The sequence below is a fragment of the Streptomyces sp. NPDC005302 genome, from assembly GCF_040607345.1.
In the GTDB taxonomy this organism is placed as follows: Bacteria; Actinomycetota; Actinomycetes; order Streptomycetales; family Streptomycetaceae; genus Streptomyces.
In genome coordinates this window covers 229,651-242,810 of record NZ_JBEXGN010000004.1, presented here as the reverse complement: position 1 = coordinate 242,810, position 13,160 = coordinate 229,651, and the positions used below count along the sequence as shown (strand labels likewise).

General features: G+C 73.6%; 14 protein-coding genes. 6 read left to right on the top strand and 8 right to left on the bottom strand.

Annotation, left to right across the window (positions count from 1 at the left end; translation table 11 throughout):
• Positions 1-37 precede the first annotated feature (37 nt).
• Positions 38-733, top strand: a complete 696-nt coding sequence (locus ABZT74_RS07810) for a spherulation-specific family 4 protein (RefSeq protein ID WP_356433729.1) — start codon at positions 38-40, stop codon at positions 731-733.
• 43 nt (positions 734-776) lie between these two features.
• On the opposite strand, the gene ABZT74_RS07805 is transcribed toward ABZT74_RS07810, so the two are convergent.
• Entirely contained in the window at positions 777-1,571 is a 795-nt protein-coding gene (locus tag ABZT74_RS07805) for an adenosylcobinamide-GDP ribazoletransferase (RefSeq protein WP_356433728.1), read from the bottom strand.
• A 60-nt stretch (positions 1,572-1,631) separates the two neighbouring features.
• On the opposite strand from ABZT74_RS07805, the gene ABZT74_RS07800 reads away from it, so the two are divergent.
• On the top strand, positions 1,632-2,399 hold the full coding sequence (locus ABZT74_RS07800; RefSeq protein ID WP_355870521.1) for a hypothetical protein: 768 nt from the start codon (positions 1,632-1,634) through the stop codon (positions 2,397-2,399).
• On the opposite strand, the gene ABZT74_RS07795 is transcribed toward ABZT74_RS07800, so the two are convergent.
• From ABZT74_RS07795 to cobT, 3 genes are all read right to left on the bottom strand, one after another.
• Complete coding sequence (locus ABZT74_RS07795) at positions 2,336-3,037, bottom strand: hypothetical protein (protein ID WP_356433727.1); 702 nt, start codon at positions 3,035-3,037, stop codon at positions 2,336-2,338. The genes ABZT74_RS07800 and ABZT74_RS07795 overlap by 64 nt on opposite strands.
• A 43-nt stretch (positions 3,038-3,080) precedes the next feature.
• Positions 3,081-4,877: a phosphatidylglycerol lysyltransferase domain-containing protein gene (locus ABZT74_RS07790; protein ID WP_356165742.1), complete on the bottom strand. Its 1,797-nt coding sequence runs from the start codon at positions 4,875-4,877 to the stop codon at positions 3,081-3,083.
• 235 nt (positions 4,878-5,112) lie between these two features.
• Complete coding sequence (gene cobT / locus ABZT74_RS07785) at positions 5,113-6,267, bottom strand: nicotinate-nucleotide--dimethylbenzimidazole phosphoribosyltransferase (RefSeq protein WP_356433726.1); 1,155 nt, start codon at positions 6,265-6,267, stop codon at positions 5,113-5,115.
• 122 nt (positions 6,268-6,389) lie between these two features.
• On the opposite strand from cobT, the gene ABZT74_RS07780 reads away from it, so the two are divergent.
• Positions 6,390-7,457 (top strand): class I SAM-dependent methyltransferase, encoded by a 1,068-nt coding sequence (locus tag ABZT74_RS07780; RefSeq protein ID WP_356433725.1) that lies wholly within the window; start codon positions 6,390-6,392, stop codon positions 7,455-7,457.
• A gap of 25 nt (positions 7,458-7,482) precedes the next feature.
• On the opposite strand, the gene ABZT74_RS07775 is transcribed toward ABZT74_RS07780, so the two are convergent.
• Entirely contained in the window at positions 7,483-8,682 is a 1,200-nt protein-coding gene (locus ABZT74_RS07775; protein ID WP_355870535.1) for a bifunctional adenosylcobinamide kinase/adenosylcobinamide-phosphate guanylyltransferase, read from the bottom strand.
• A gap of 113 nt (positions 8,683-8,795) precedes the next feature.
• Here ABZT74_RS07775 and ABZT74_RS07770 point away from each other — a divergent pair, with 113 nt between their 5' ends.
• Positions 8,796-9,020, top strand: a complete 225-nt coding sequence (locus ABZT74_RS07770; protein WP_355870538.1) for a hypothetical protein — start codon at positions 8,796-8,798, stop codon at positions 9,018-9,020.
• A 67-nt stretch (positions 9,021-9,087) separates the two neighbouring features.
• Here ABZT74_RS07770 and ABZT74_RS07765 read toward each other — a convergent pair whose 3' ends face one another.
• The 3 genes from ABZT74_RS07765 to ABZT74_RS07755 form a co-directional block, all read right to left on the bottom strand.
• A complete protein-coding gene (locus tag ABZT74_RS07765; protein ID WP_356433724.1) occupies positions 9,088-10,194 on the bottom strand; it encodes a trypsin-like peptidase domain-containing protein in 1,107 nt (368 codons plus the stop codon).
• A 94-nt stretch (positions 10,195-10,288) separates the two neighbouring features.
• Positions 10,289-10,990, bottom strand: a complete 702-nt coding sequence (locus tag ABZT74_RS07760) for a methyltransferase domain-containing protein (RefSeq protein ID WP_356165728.1) — start codon at positions 10,988-10,990, stop codon at positions 10,289-10,291.
• An 83-nt stretch (positions 10,991-11,073) separates the two neighbouring features.
• Positions 11,074-11,697 (bottom strand): DUF3043 domain-containing protein, encoded by a 624-nt coding sequence (locus tag ABZT74_RS07755; protein ID WP_355870546.1) that lies wholly within the window; start codon positions 11,695-11,697, stop codon positions 11,074-11,076.
• Positions 11,698-11,942: 245 nt separating this feature from the next.
• Between ABZT74_RS07755 and ABZT74_RS07750 the strand changes: the two genes are divergently transcribed.
• Together ABZT74_RS07750 and ABZT74_RS07745 are read left to right on the top strand one after the other, a co-directional pair.
• The gene (locus tag ABZT74_RS07750) at positions 11,943-12,740 is read left to right on the top strand and encodes a PspA/IM30 family protein (RefSeq protein ID WP_355870729.1); all 798 of its coding nucleotides are present in this window, start codon (positions 11,943-11,945) and stop codon (positions 12,738-12,740) included.
• A 30-nt stretch (positions 12,741-12,770) separates the two neighbouring features.
• Positions 12,771-13,049 carry a hypothetical protein gene (locus ABZT74_RS07745; protein ID WP_351424478.1) on the top strand — a complete coding sequence of 93 codons (279 nt, stop codon included), beginning with the start codon at positions 12,771-12,773 and terminating at the stop codon, positions 13,047-13,049.
• Positions 13,050-13,160: the final 111 nt, after the last annotated feature.

Below are 13,160 nucleotides of genomic sequence, written 5' to 3'. Positions count from 1 at the left end.
CCCCGTCCGACACCGGCATCCGGAAGAGAGCCCGTCCATGCGCACCCCCGATCCCGGGCCGTCCGGAGGATCCGGGGGCCCGGTCACCTCCCGTACGGACCGGGCCCTCCTCGTCCCCTACTACGAGCACCCCTCCGTCCGCCCCGCCGAGTGGGACGCGCTGCTGGCCGCCGCGCCACGTCTGTACGGCGTGGTGCTGAACCCGGGCAGCGGACCCGGCGAGCACCCCGACCCGGCGTTCGCGGCGGTCGCCGCCCGGCTGCGCGCCGCGGACGTCCGGGTCCTCGGCTACGTCGACACGGACTACGGACGCCGGCCCCTCGCCGACGTCCTGCGCGACGTGTCCCGGCACCGCTCCTGGTACGACACCGACGGCACGTTCCTCGACCAGGCGGCCGCCTCCGAGGCGGGCGTGGGCTACTACCGGCGGCTGGCGGCGGCCTCCCGGGGCACGCTCGTCCTCAACCACGGGACGACACCCCACCCCGCGTACGCGCGCGTCGCCGACGTGCTCGTCACCTTCGAGGGGACCTGGGCCGGCTACCGCAGGAAGGCCCCGCCGCCGTGGACCGGTACCGGGGCGGACGTGTGCCATCTCGTCCACGGGGTGCCGCCCGGTGCCGATCCGGCGGCCCTGACCCGGGAGCGGGGAGCCGGCCTGTACTGCGCGGTCCCCGGCGTCGGCGACCATCCCTGGGGAACCCTTCCCTGCGGCCTGGCGCCCGCGCCGTGAACCGCCCGCGCCGTGAACCGCCCGGGCCCGCGGCGCCGGACCGTCAGCCGAGGGCCAGCACCACGAGCGCCGTCGTGGCGGCCGTCTCGGCGAGGCCGCCGAACACGTCGCCGGTGACGCCGCCGAAGCGGCGCGTGCAGTGCCTCAGCAACAGCTCGGCCGCCACGCAGGCGGCGGCCACCGCCACCACCGCGCGCACCAGGTCGCCCGCCCCGACGAGCGCACCGCCGCCGGCCGCCAAGACCGTCACGGCGGCCGCCACCAGCAGGGCCGAACGGGCAGGCACGGTGCCCGCGACCGCCGCGCCCAGGCCCTCGGGGCGGGCCGGGGGCACTCCGGCGCGGGCGGCGAGCGTCAGCGCGAGGCGGGCCACGACAGCCGAGAGGACGGCCGCGAGGACACCGCGGGACCACGAGGTGCCGTAGGCCTCGGCGAGTGCGGCCACTTGGGCCAGCAGCACGAACAGCAGGGTGATCACCCCGAACGGGCCGATGTCCGACTGCTTCATGATCCGCAGCGCGTCCTCGGCGGGCCTGCCGCTGCCCAGTCCGTCCGCGGTGTCCGCGAGGCCGTCGAGGTGCAGACCCCGGGTCAGGGCCGCGGGGATCGCGGCCGTGGCCACGGCCGCGAGCAACGGCCCGGCCCCCATGGCCAGCAGTGCCACGCCGGCCAGCGCCGCACCCGCCCCCACCACCAGGCCGGCCAGCGGAGCGCACAGCATGCCGCCGCGGGCCGCGTCCCGGTCCCAGCGGGTCACGTTCACGGGGAGGACGGTGAGGGTGCCGAAGGCGAAGCGGAGGCCGTCGGCGCGGGAGGGGGAGGAAGGGGTCGTGGACACCGGCGCAGGCTATCCGGACGTTCGGAGGGCGGACACGGCGCGGGTGGATAAAGTTCACATATGGGTCATTGGCTGCATCGGAACATTGTCGAGCCGGGCAAACTCCCCTTGTTGCTGGCGCTGGGCTCGTTCGTCGTGACCTTCGTCGTCACCCGCGTCATCGTGCGGATGATCCGGGCGGGCAAGGGCCCCTTCGGCAACGTCAAGGCCGGCGACCTGCACATCCACCACGTGGTCCCCGGCATCGTGCTCACGGTGATCGGCGGATTCGGCGCGGTGGCCAGCGGCCGGTACGGATTCGGGGCGTGCGCGTTCGCCGTGGTGTTCGGCATCGGCGCCGGCCTCGTGCTCGACGAGTTCGCGCTGATCCTGCACCTCGACGACGTCTACTGGACCGAGGCCGGGCGCAAGAGCGTCGAGGTCGTGGTGCTGACGGCGGCCCTCGGCGGCCTGGTGCTCAGCGGCTTCTCGCCCTTCGGCGTCAACGACGTCAACGACCAGGAGCTCCAGGACCGTACGAGCGCGATCGTGACCATCGTCCTGAACTTCGGCTTCGCGCTGCTCGCCCTCAGCAAGGGCAAGACACGCACGGCGATCTTCGGCGTCGTCGTCCCCTTCGTCGCGCTCATCGGCACGCTCCGGCTGGCCAAACCCGGCTCTCCCTGGGCCAAGCGTTTCTACCGGCGCCGGCCGCGCGCGCGGGCCCGGTCCCGGCTGCGCGCCTACCGGCACGACCGCCGCTGGGCGGGCCCCAGCCGCAGGCTTCAGGAGTGGATCGGCGGCAAGCCCGACCCGGAGCCCGCCCGCGCCCTGCCCGAACGCCGGTGACGCGCGGCGGAGACGCCGCACATCACCAGCACCGCCGCGATGGCCGCCAGATGCTCCTTGCCGGCCAGGTTGTCCTTGAAGAGCACCTCGACCACCATCGCCGCGATCACCAGGCCCGCCGTCACGTACGCCCGGTAGCGCCAGCCGAGGAACACCGCGAGGCCCACCACGGCCGCCGACGGGCCGGTGTCCATGATCTGCGCGTCGGCGCCGGGCAGCCCCAGCGGATGGTGCGGGCCGAGCGCGATGCCGACCCGCGCGTACAGGGTCCCGGCCAGCGTGGCGACGTACGCGATGACGAGCGTGCGCCACCAGCCCAGACAGATCTCGGCGATCCCGAAGACGAGCAGGATCTGCGCGAGCGCGCCCCACACCGGCAGGTCCAGCGCCGGTACGAACAGGGAGAGCGGGGTGCGCAGCAGGGCGAGCCACAGCGGGTCCTCGGCCCGCACCGAGCCGAAGTCCTGCACTGCCTGGAAGCCCCAGGACCGGTTCTGGACGAACTGCAGCAGCGCCGTCAGGCACACCGCGCCGAGCGTCACCGGGGCCGCCCGCCACCCGCGCCGCGCGAGGCCCCGGCACACGGCGAGGTACAGCGCACCCCACTCGGCGCGGGCCCAGCGGGCGAGTCGGCTCATCCGCGGGTTCCCGCGGTTCGCCCGGCGGCGGTCCCCGTCCGTCTCATCTGTGCGACTCCAAATGCTTGCGGTGCAGCCACTTCGGCAGGCCCGGCGCCTCCAGGAACCCCTCGGCCCGCGCGGACGCGACACCGATGCGCAGCAGGTCCGCGCTCTTCTCGAAGAGCAGGAACCGCGGTTCCCAGATGGGCCGGTACTTGGCGTTGGCGCGGTACAGCGACTCGATCTGCCACCAGCGGGAGAAGAAGCTGAGCAGCGAGCGCCACAGCCGCAGCACCGGACCGGCGCCGAGGCGCGCGCCACGTTCGAAGACCGAGCGGAACATGGCGAAGTTCAGTGAGACCTGAGTGATCCCGATCTCCCTCGCGCGCCGCAGGAGTTCGATCACCATGAACTCCATCAGCCCGTTCTCGGAGTCGCGGTCACGTCGCATCAGGTCCAGGGACAGCCCGTTCGGACCCCAGGGGACGAAGGACAGCACCGCCCGCAACTCGCCCTCGGCGTCCGTGCATTCGAGCATCACGCAGCGCCCGTCGTCCGGATCGCCGAGCCGGCCGAGTGCCATGCTGAAGCCCCGCTCGGTGGCCCCGTCGCGCCAGTCGTCCGCGCGCCGCAGCAGATACGCCATCTCGTCGGCGGGGATCTCCTCGTGCCGCCGGACGCGCACTCGGTACCCGGCTCGCCGGACCCGGTTGTAGGCCTGCCGGACGGTGCGCATCGCGCGCCCCTCAAGGGTGAAGTCGGCGGTCTCCACCAGGGCTTCGTCGCCCAGTTCCAGCGCGTCGAGACCGTGCCGGGCGTAGATCGTGCCGGCCTCCTCGCTCGCGCCCATCACCGCCGGGATCCAGCCGTGCTCCCGCGCCTCGGCGAGCCAGGGCTCGATGGCGCCGGGCCAGGCCTCGGGGTCGCCGAGCGGATCGCCGCTGGCCAGCGAGACCCCGCCCACCACGCGGTACGCCACCGCCGCCTTGCCGGTCGGCGACCAGACCACGCTCTTCTCCCGGCGCAGCGCGAAGTAGCCGAGCGAGTCCCGGTCGCCGTTGCGTTCGAGCAGGACCCGCAGGTGCTTCTCGTCCTCCTCGGTGAACGGGTCGACGGCGCGCCGGGAGCGGAACGCGGCGTAGAGCACGGCGAGGACCAGCAGGGTGCTGAGCACGTTGACGGTGACGTTGACCCAGTTGGGCGTCGCGATGCCGGGGTAGTGGGAGTCGTCCGCGGCGACCGACACGAGCCGCAGGGTGCCGTAGCGCCAGCGGTCCAGGAAGCTGGAGCGGTAGGCGTCGCCCGCGGTGTTGGTGACCGTGACCAGCAGGGCCGCGAGCAGCGAGGTGGCCAGCAGGCCGCCGGCCGCGACGGCCGCGGCGAGTCTCGGGTTCGACCGGTCGCCCTTGGCGTAGAACTCCCGGCGGCCGACGGCCAGTGCGCCCACGAAGCCCGCGGTGAGCGCGAGGGAGACCCAGTTCTGCGCGTACCGACGGATCTCCGGGAAGGCCATCGCGACCGTGAAGAGCAGCAGGAACAGGCCGCTGAGCACGGAGTTGAGGATCCACGCGGCCCGTTTGCGGCGCCGCATCGTGATGGCCAGGAACATGGTGAACACCCCGGACGCGAAACCCGCGGTCAGCAGGTAGGGCGTGAAGTAGTTCTCCGTGTTGTGCCGTCGTACGTCCTGTCCGAGCGAGACCCACGCGGCGCTCAGAAAGTTGATGAACGTGACCGCGCGCAGATACCAGACGGCGAAGGACGCGGCCCGCCGTGAGGCAGCCGTGGACCCCCGGTCCCCGTCGCTCCGGCGGGCCGACGCCCGTTCCTGATCTACCGCAATTCGGGCATCTCCCATAAGGCGCGATGATATGGGGCGCGACCGCCGGTGCGAGGGAGGGACGGGACGGGCGATGCGCCCAGGACCCGCGTGCCGAACGGGGCCCCGCCGGGACGGACGTGGCACACGCTCGGCGCCGTGCGGCACCGCACGGGAAGGGCGCCGACCACCCGGTGCGGGTGCCGGGTGCGGGCCGGGAACGCGGCCGGCCCCCGGCGGCGGGCTCGTCGTCGGGGGCCGGGGCGGTCCTGGTTCAGGTGCCGGTGCCGGGCTCGGGAACCTGCTGGGATCCGGGCTCCGACCCGGACGCGGGGTCGGGGTCGGGGTCGGGCTTGGCCTCGGGCTCCGGGGCGGCCGCGGGGGAGGGGGCCTCCGGGAGGTCCGCGGCGAGGCCCGCCGCGGCCTGGACCAGCGGAAGCGCCAGCAGCGCGCCCGCGCCCTCGCCCACCGTCACCCCGTGGTCGAGGAGCGGTTCGAGGGCCATCCGGTCCAGCGCCTTCGCCTGCGCCGGCTCCCCGCTGTTCTGTCCGGCCAGCCACCAGTCCGGGGCGCGGAACGCGACGCGCTGGCCGACGAGCGCGCACGCGGCCGACACGACGCCGTCGAGGATGACCGGCATCTTCCGCGCCGCGCTCTGCAGCAGGAACCCGGTCATCGCCGCCAGGTCGGCACCGCCCACGGTCGCGAGCAGTTGCAGCTGGTCGCCGAGCACCGGCCGGGCGCGCCGCAGCGCGTCACGCACGGCGGCGCACTTGCGCATCCACGTGAGGTCGTCGATGGCCTCGCCGCCCCGGCCGGTCACGACCGACGCGTCCGTGCCGCACAGTGCCGCGACCAGTACGGCCGCCGCCGTGGTCCCGCCGACGCTGATGTCGCCGAGCACCACCAGGTCCGTACCGGAGTCCGCCTCCTCGTCCGCGAGCGCGACCCCGGCGCGGAAGGCGGCCTCCGCCTCCTCCAGGGTCATCGCGTCCTCGACGTCGATCCGGCCCGAGCCGCGCCGGATCCGGTGCCGCACGACCTCGTCGGGCAGCCCCTCGGGGTCGGCCTCCAGCGCCATGTCGATCACCCGCACCGGTACGCCGAGCCGGCGGGCCAGCACCGCGGCCGGGCTGGCGCCCTCCAGGACGGACCGGACCAGAAGGGAGGCGCTGCCCGCGGGACGCGCCGACACGCCCAGGGCGGCGATCCCGTGGTCGCCCGCGAACAGCACGGCACGCGGGTGCTCGATCGGCCGCACCGGCACCGCGGACTGCGCCGCCGCCAGCCACTCACCCAGGTCGTCGAGGCGGCCCAGGGCGCCGGGCGGGACGATCTGCCGCTCCCGCCGCGCCTCGGCGTCACGGCGTACGCCTCCGTCGGGGCGCTCGATCAGATCGGTGAAGTCATCGAGATTAAGCGAGCTCATTCGCCGAACAGTACCGGCCCCGATCGAACACGTCCGCGCCACGTCGTTGCGCTCCGGATCGCGCTCGCATACGTACCGTTTGTGTCGGATTGTCGTACGGCTCGTCCCCGACAGGAGCGCCCATGCCCCCCACCTCGCTGCCGATCGCCGAACGCCGGGCCGCCTACGCGGCCGAACTCGCCCAGGGCACCGAGCGGTTCCACGAACCGCGCCGAGCCGACTGCCCCTGGTGCGGCTCGCGGCGCCTGCGCACCCGGCTGCGGACGCCCGACCTGCGCCAGCGCAAGCCGGGGACGTTCGTCGTCGACGAGTGCGGGGACTGCGCCCACGCCTTCCAGAATCCCCGGCTCACCCCCGAGGGGCTGGCCTTCTACGACCGGGACGGCCGCGAGGAGGCCCACGAGGGCCTGGCCGACCGGCTGCTCGGCGCCCGCGGCGGTACCCGGCGCCACCGCGCCGCCGCCCGCGCCATGCTGCCCTTCCCCGAGCCGGAGAGCTGGCTCGACATCGGCACCGGGCTCGGACACTTCCCGGAGGCGGCGCGGGAGGTCCTCCCGTACACGTCCTTCGACGGACTCGACGCGACACGGCGTGTCGAGAAGGCGCGCGCCGCCGGACGGGTGGAGGAGGCCCACGTCGGCCGGCTCACCGACCCGCGGATCGCCGAGCGGCTGCGCGGCCGCTACGACGTCGTGAGCATGTTCCACCATCTGGAGCACACCCCCGACCCGCGCGAGGAACTGCGGGCCGCCCTGGAGGTGCTCCGTCCCGGCGGCCACCTCCTCGTCGAAGTCCCCGACCCGGACAGCGCGTTCGGCCCCCTGCTCGGCAAGTGGTGGGTGGCGTACGGCCAGCCGCGCCATCTCCACCTCATGCCGCTGCCCAACCTGCTCGGCGAACTGGAGTCCCTCGGCTGCGCCGTCGTCGTGACGGACCGCCGGGAGCCGCACGTCCCCTACGACCTCGCGGGCGCCGTCGCGCTGGCCCTCGGGCGGACCCTTCCCGGCCTCGACGCCCCCTGGCGCCCCGCGCCCCCGACGCCCCTCCAGCGCAGGCTGCGGACGGGCCTGACCAGGGCGTCCGCCCCGCTCCTCGCCTCCACCGCGGCGCTCGACCATCTGATGGCCCCCCTCCTGCGCCGCACCCGCTTCTCGAACGCGTACCGCGTGGTCGCCCGCCGGGAGCCCTGAGGCGCGAGGCCACGCGTCCGGCGTCTCAGCCCCGCAGCCGCAGCGCCTGTCCCGCCACCAGCAGCAGCACGTGTTCGCACTCGTCGGCGAACTGCGCGTTCAGGCGCCCGAGTTCGTCGCGATAGCGGCGGCCCGACGCGGTGGCCGGGACGATGCCCGAGCCGACCTCGTTCGAGACGGCGACGAGCGTGCGGCGGGTGGCGCGGACCGCGGCGACCAGCTCCCGCGTGCGGGCCCGCAGGGCGCGTTCGCCGCCGCCGGACCACTCGGCGTCGTCCCACGCGTTCACCTCGTCCATCGCGTCGGTCAGCCACAGGGAGAGGCAGTCGACGAGCAGCGGCGGCCCGTCCTCCGTGAGGAGCGGGACCAGGTCGCAGGTCTCGACGGTGCGCCAGGACCCGGGCCGGCGCTCACGGTGGACGCTGACACGCGACGCCCACTCGGAGTCCCCGCCGCGCGTGCCCCCCGTGGCGACGTACAGCACCTCCGGGAACGCCTCCAGGCGCCGCTCCGCCTCCACCGACTTGCCCGACCGCGCTCCGCCGAGCACCAGCGTCCTGCGCGGGACGTCCGGCACGTCCTCGTAGACACCCACGTCCAGCGTCGTCCCGTCGGGCACCGCCCGCGCGCCCGCCGCCGCGAGCCGCCGCCGCAGCTCGGGCCCGGGCGGCACGTCGTGGTCGAGGTGCACCGCGATCACGTCCGTCGTCGGGCCGACCGCACCGACCGCCCGCAGTCTCGCCAGCGCGTCCGGCCGCCCCACCACGTCGGCGAGCACCATGTTGTACGCGTCGCCGTTCTCGTCCAGGCCCGCGGGCGCGCCGCCCGGCGGCAGGTACAGCAGCCGCAGCCCGTCCGGCCCGGTCACCGCGTATCCCGTGCCCGGCGAGTCCATCGGCACCGCCCGTACCCGGTGTCCGGTCAGCAGCGCCAACTCCCGCCCGTCCGGCACCCGGCCGGGCTGCGGCAGCCCGGCCGGCACCTCCACGGCGGGCCCGTCGTGCGGATGCGAGAGCAGGACCTGCCGGACGCCGGCCAGCGACTGTCCGGCGCGCGCCGCCGCGAACGCGGCGCCCGGGGTCAGGTCGAGGAGCAGCGTGCCGTCGACGAGCAGCGCGGTCGCCGCGCGCGCCCTCTCGCCGAGCGCGGACGCGCAGGCCGCGCAGGGACAGTCGGGGCGGGGCAGGCCCGCGGGGGCACCGGTGCCGAGCAGAGTCAGTTCCACGCCGACGATTTTTCCGTGTCCCCGCAGGTCTTGCGCGTCCGGCTAGGCTTCGGAGGGGAGCCGGATCTTGTCCGGCCTCCGCTGTGCACTGGGCTCACACCTTGGAGGCGTACATGGCGGCATGGACGTGGCGGTTCGAGAAGTCCGACGGGACAGAGGTCCAACCCGCGGTGCAGCCCGAGGAGTTCACCACCCAGGGCGACGCCGAGTCCTGGATCGGCGAGGTCTGGAAGGATCTCCTGGCGGGCGGCGCGGACCAGGTGTTCCTCTTCGAGGACAGCACGCAGATCTACGGTCCGATGAGCCTGCACGCCGAACCGGAGGCCGATCCGGAGTAGGCCGGTCGGGGTTGCCGGGGCCCCGCCCCGGCAACCCGCGCGCCGGGACGCGTCCCGGCGGCACCCGCTAGATCTCACCCAGCGTCACCTCGACCGTCCTGCGTTTCCCGTCGCGGGTGAACGTCACCTCGGCCTTGTCGTCCGGCTTGTCCGCGGCGAGCGCCTCGGAGAGCGAGGTGATGCTGGTGACCGCCGTGTCGTCGAGCCCCACGATGACGTCGCCGGGCTCGATGCCGGCCTTGTCGGCCGCGCCGCCGCTCTTCACCTGCGCCACGGCCACGCCCGCGGGCTGCGAGGAGGCGTCCACCACGGTCCGTCCGGTGATGCCGAGCGCGGCCCGGCCCGAGTCGGTGACCCGGCCGTCCTTGATGATCTGGTCCGCGACCGTCCGCACCATGGAGGCGGGGATCGCGAAGCCGATGCCGGGCGCCGCGCTGTTGCCGAGGTCGGGGTCGGTGGCGGCGAGGGTCGGGATGCCGATGACCTGGCCGTCGAGGTTCACCAGCGCGCCCCCGCTGTTGCCGGGGTTGATGGCCGCGGAGGTCTGCACCATGTTGGCGATGGTGGCGCCCGTACCGCCCCCGGAACCGCCCTCGCTGACGGTACGTCCGGTCGCCGACACGATGCCCTGGGTCACGCTGGACGACAGACCGAGCGGAGAGCCCATCGCGAGCACGATGTGCCCGACCTCCACCTTCGAGGAGTCCCCGAAGACCGCCGCCTTGAGACCCTGCGGCGGCTTGTCCAGCTTGATGACCGCGAGATCCTGCTCCGGGTACGCGTAGACCAGGCTCGCCGTCAGTTCGCCCTCGTCGCTGGCCGTCGTGACCGTGAACTTCTTCTCGTCCCCGACGACGTGCGCGTTGGTGACGATGCGTCCCGAGTCGTCGTACACGACGCCCGAGCCGAGCGCGCCGCTCGCCTGGATCTGCACCACCGACGGCAGGACGTTCTTGATCACCTTCAGGTAGTTGTCCTGGAGGTCGTCGGCCGCCGCGGGCGCCGCCGCCTGCGTGGTGGTCGAGCCCTCCTTGCGGCCGGAGCCGGAGCCGGTCCCCGTCCCGTCGGCCGAGCAGCCGGACACCAGCACCGCCACGCCGGCCAGCAGGGCCAGCGACGCGCGGCGCCGGAGGGGATGAACACGGGCGCGGGCGAGGGCACGGGAGGCATCCATGCCCGAAGTGTCGCTTCGCGCCGGGTGTCACTGCCTGCGGTGCTCACCCGAACGGGTCTCAGGGGCTCCCGCGGTCCTGCCGTCGGCCCGACGGTCAGCCCCGCACGCCGCACAGGTGCAGCAGTGCCGCCACCTGGCGGTACGGATCGGTGCGCCCGGCCCGCTCCTCGGCGGCCAGCAGCGTCTCCACGTCCTCGGGAACGGCCGTGCCGTCGGCCGCGGTGTCCGTGAAGACCCGCACCCCGTACCAGGCGTGCAGCGGTGCCCCGATCCCGGCGAGCGCGCCGGTCAGCGTCGAGAGCCGGTCGGCGCGGACGTCGAGCCCGAGCCGGTTCGTGTAGGCGGTCGTGTCGAAGGCGGACAGCGTCGCCGCCCAGTCGCCGTGCAGACCGGGGCGCATGGCCAGCGCGTCCGCGTTGCGCACCAGCAGCGAGAGCAGGCCGCCCGGGGCCAGCATCCGGGCGAGGCCCGCGAGGAGCGCGTCCGGCTCCTGGACGTACATCAGGACGCCGTGGCACAGCACCACATCGAAACTGCCCGGCAGGAAGTGCACCCCGGTCTCGCGCCCGTCGCCCTCGATGAGGCGCACCCGGCTCCGGATGCCCTCGGGCTCGGCGGCCAGCGCCTCCCGGGCCACGGACAGCATCGTCGCGTCCTGTTCGAGGCCGGTCACCTGGTGGCCGGCCCGGGCGAGCCGCAGGGCCTGCGTGCCCTGGCCCATCCCGACGTCCAGCACCCGCAGCCGCTGCCCCACGGGGTAGCGCCCGGCTATCTGCTCGTCGAGCTGCCGGGCCACCAGCTCCTGTCGTACGACATCACGCAGACCGCCCAGCCTGCTCAGCCAGGCATCCGCCGCGCCCCCGGAGAAAGACGTCGCGCTCAGGGCCGCTCTCCGCGCTTGACCTGCGGCTTCGGCAGCCGGAGTCGACGCATCTGGAGGGTGCGCATCAGCGCGTAGCGGACCGCGCCCTTGGTGGACTGGTCCGGGAAGCGCTGGGCGAGCTGCTTCCTCATGCGGATCGCGATGCCGACCGAGTCGAGCACGATCAGCACGATGACGACCAGCCACAGCAGCAGAGCGATGTTCTGCAGCGCACCGACGCGGAGCATGCTCATGACGAGGATGACCACGGCCATGGGCAGGAAGAACTCGGCGACACAGAACCGCGAGTCCACGAAGTCACGGGCGAAGCGGCGCACCGGGCCCTTGTCGCGCGCGGGCAGGTAGCGCTCGTCGCCGTTGGCCAGTGCCTGGCGCTGGCGCTCCATCTGGGTGCGACGGTCGTCGCGCTGGCGCTTGGCCGCCTCCTTGCGCGTCGTCGGCGTCGTGGCGACGCTGCGGCGCTGGGTCTGGGCCTCACTGCGCTTCGGAGTGGGGCGGCCCTTGGGGGCCTGCGGGTCACGGGTCATCTTGGAGTCGGCCTGCGCCTTGGCGGCGGGGGCCTTCTCTTCCTTCGCACGGCTTCGGAACACAAAACCCAAGGGTACGGGGTTCGCGGGCATGGACGTCGTGCGAGTGGGGAACGATCCGGCAACACCGTACGTCTGTAGTGGGACAGAGGGGACGTTGCGCCCGGTGGACCCCGGGTGTCACCTACTCCCTACGCCGGAGCGGTGTCGGTCGCAGTCGTCCTTGGGGATGAGCGCATCCGTCCCCGAACAGTGCGGTAATGGATGCAGGGCCCGTACTGTGGGTTCTGTTGCAGTACCTGGAGCTGGAGTCCGTCAGAAGGGGGCGCGCGAAGCCCATGAGCGGTGTCATGAAGCGTATGGGGATGATCTTCCGCGCGAAGGCGAACAAGGCCCTTGACCGGGCCGAGGACCCGCGCGAAACCCTCGATTACTCGTACCAGAAGCAGCTGGAGCTGCTCCAGAAGGTGCGCCGTGGTGTCGCCGACGTGGCGACGAGCCGCAAGCGCCTGGAACTGCAGCTGAACCAGCTCCAGGGCCAGTCCACCAAGCTGGAGGACCAGGGCCGCAAGGCGCTCGCGCTCGGCCGTGAGGACCTGGCCCGTGAGGCCCTGTCCCGCCGCGCCGCGCTCCAGCAGCAGGTCACCGACCTGGAGACGCAGCACCAGACGCTGCAGGGCGAGGAGGAGAAGCTCACCCTCGCGGCCCAGCGCCTCCAGGCCAAGGTCGACGCCTTCCGTACGAAGAAGGAGACGATCAAGGCCACGTACACGGCGGCCCAGGCGCAGACCCGGATCGGGGAGGCCTTCTCCGGCATCTCCGAGGAGATGGGCGACGTGGGCATGGCCATCCAGCGGGCCGAGGACAAGACCGCGCAGCTCCAGGCGCGGGCCGGCGCGATCGACGAGCTGCTCGCCTCCGGTGCCCTGGACGACCAGTCGGGCCTGGCCAAGGACGACATCCAGAGCGAGCTGGACCGGCTCTCCGGTGGTACGGATGTAGAGCTGGAGCTGCAGCGCATGAAGGCGGAGCTGGCCGGCGGTTCCTCGTCGTCGCAGCAGGCGATCGAGGGCGGCCCGGGCCAGTCCCAGTCGTCGCCGCAGCCCCAGGACACACCCCGTTTCGACAAGCAGTGACCTACCGGGCCCACGCCTGAGGAGGGCGACATGATCGTACGGATCATGGGGGAGGGGCAGGTGAGGCTGGACGATGCCCGCCTCACCGAGCTGAACAGGCTGGACGACGAGCTGCTCGCCGAGATGCAGCGCGGCGACGACTCCGGCTTCCGCCGCACCCTCGGGGCACTCCTGGACGCGGTCCGCGCGGCCGGGTCCCCGCTTCCCGACGACTCCCTGGAGCCGTCGGAGCTCATCCTCCCGTCCCCGGACGCCACCCTCGAAGAGGTCCGGGAGATGCTCAGCGACGACGGCCTGATCCCGGGCTGACCCCACCGCCTACGCGGGCCCGGTGCCGGGCCACGACGCGGCCCGGGACGGCGCGAGAACTGTGGCGGGCAGCACCCTTACCACCCGGTCCGGGGCGGGGCGGGGCACCGT

Coding starts and splice junctions, on each gene's coding strand:
- ABZT74_RS07810 (WP_356433729.1), top strand. CDS start 38: ATGCGCACCCCCGATCCCGGGCCGTCCGGAGGATCCGGGGGCCCGGTC.
- ABZT74_RS07800 (WP_355870521.1), top strand. CDS start 1,632: ATGGGTCATTGGCTGCATCGGAACATTGTCGAGCCGGGCAAACTCCCC.
- ABZT74_RS07795 (WP_356433727.1), bottom strand. CDS start 3,037: ATGAGCCGACTCGCCCGCTGGGCCCGCGCCGAGTGGGGTGCGCTGTAC.
- ABZT74_RS07790 (WP_356165742.1), bottom strand. CDS start 4,877: ATGGGAGATGCCCGAATTGCGGTAGATCAGGAACGGGCGTCGGCCCGC.
- cobT (WP_356433726.1), bottom strand. CDS start 6,267: ATGAGCTCGCTTAATCTCGATGACTTCACCGATCTGATCGAGCGCCCC.
- ABZT74_RS07780 (WP_356433725.1), top strand. CDS start 6,390: ATGCCCCCCACCTCGCTGCCGATCGCCGAACGCCGGGCCGCCTACGCG.
- ABZT74_RS07770 (WP_355870538.1), top strand. CDS start 8,796: ATGGCGGCATGGACGTGGCGGTTCGAGAAGTCCGACGGGACAGAGGTC.
- ABZT74_RS07765 (WP_356433724.1), bottom strand. CDS start 10,194: ATGGATGCCTCCCGTGCCCTCGCCCGCGCCCGTGTTCATCCCCTCCGG.
- ABZT74_RS07755 (WP_355870546.1), bottom strand. CDS start 11,697: ATGCCCGCGAACCCCGTACCCTTGGGTTTTGTGTTCCGAAGCCGTGCG.
- ABZT74_RS07750 (WP_355870729.1), top strand. CDS start 11,943: ATGAGCGGTGTCATGAAGCGTATGGGGATGATCTTCCGCGCGAAGGCG.
- ABZT74_RS07745 (WP_351424478.1), top strand. CDS start 12,771: ATGATCGTACGGATCATGGGGGAGGGGCAGGTGAGGCTGGACGATGCC.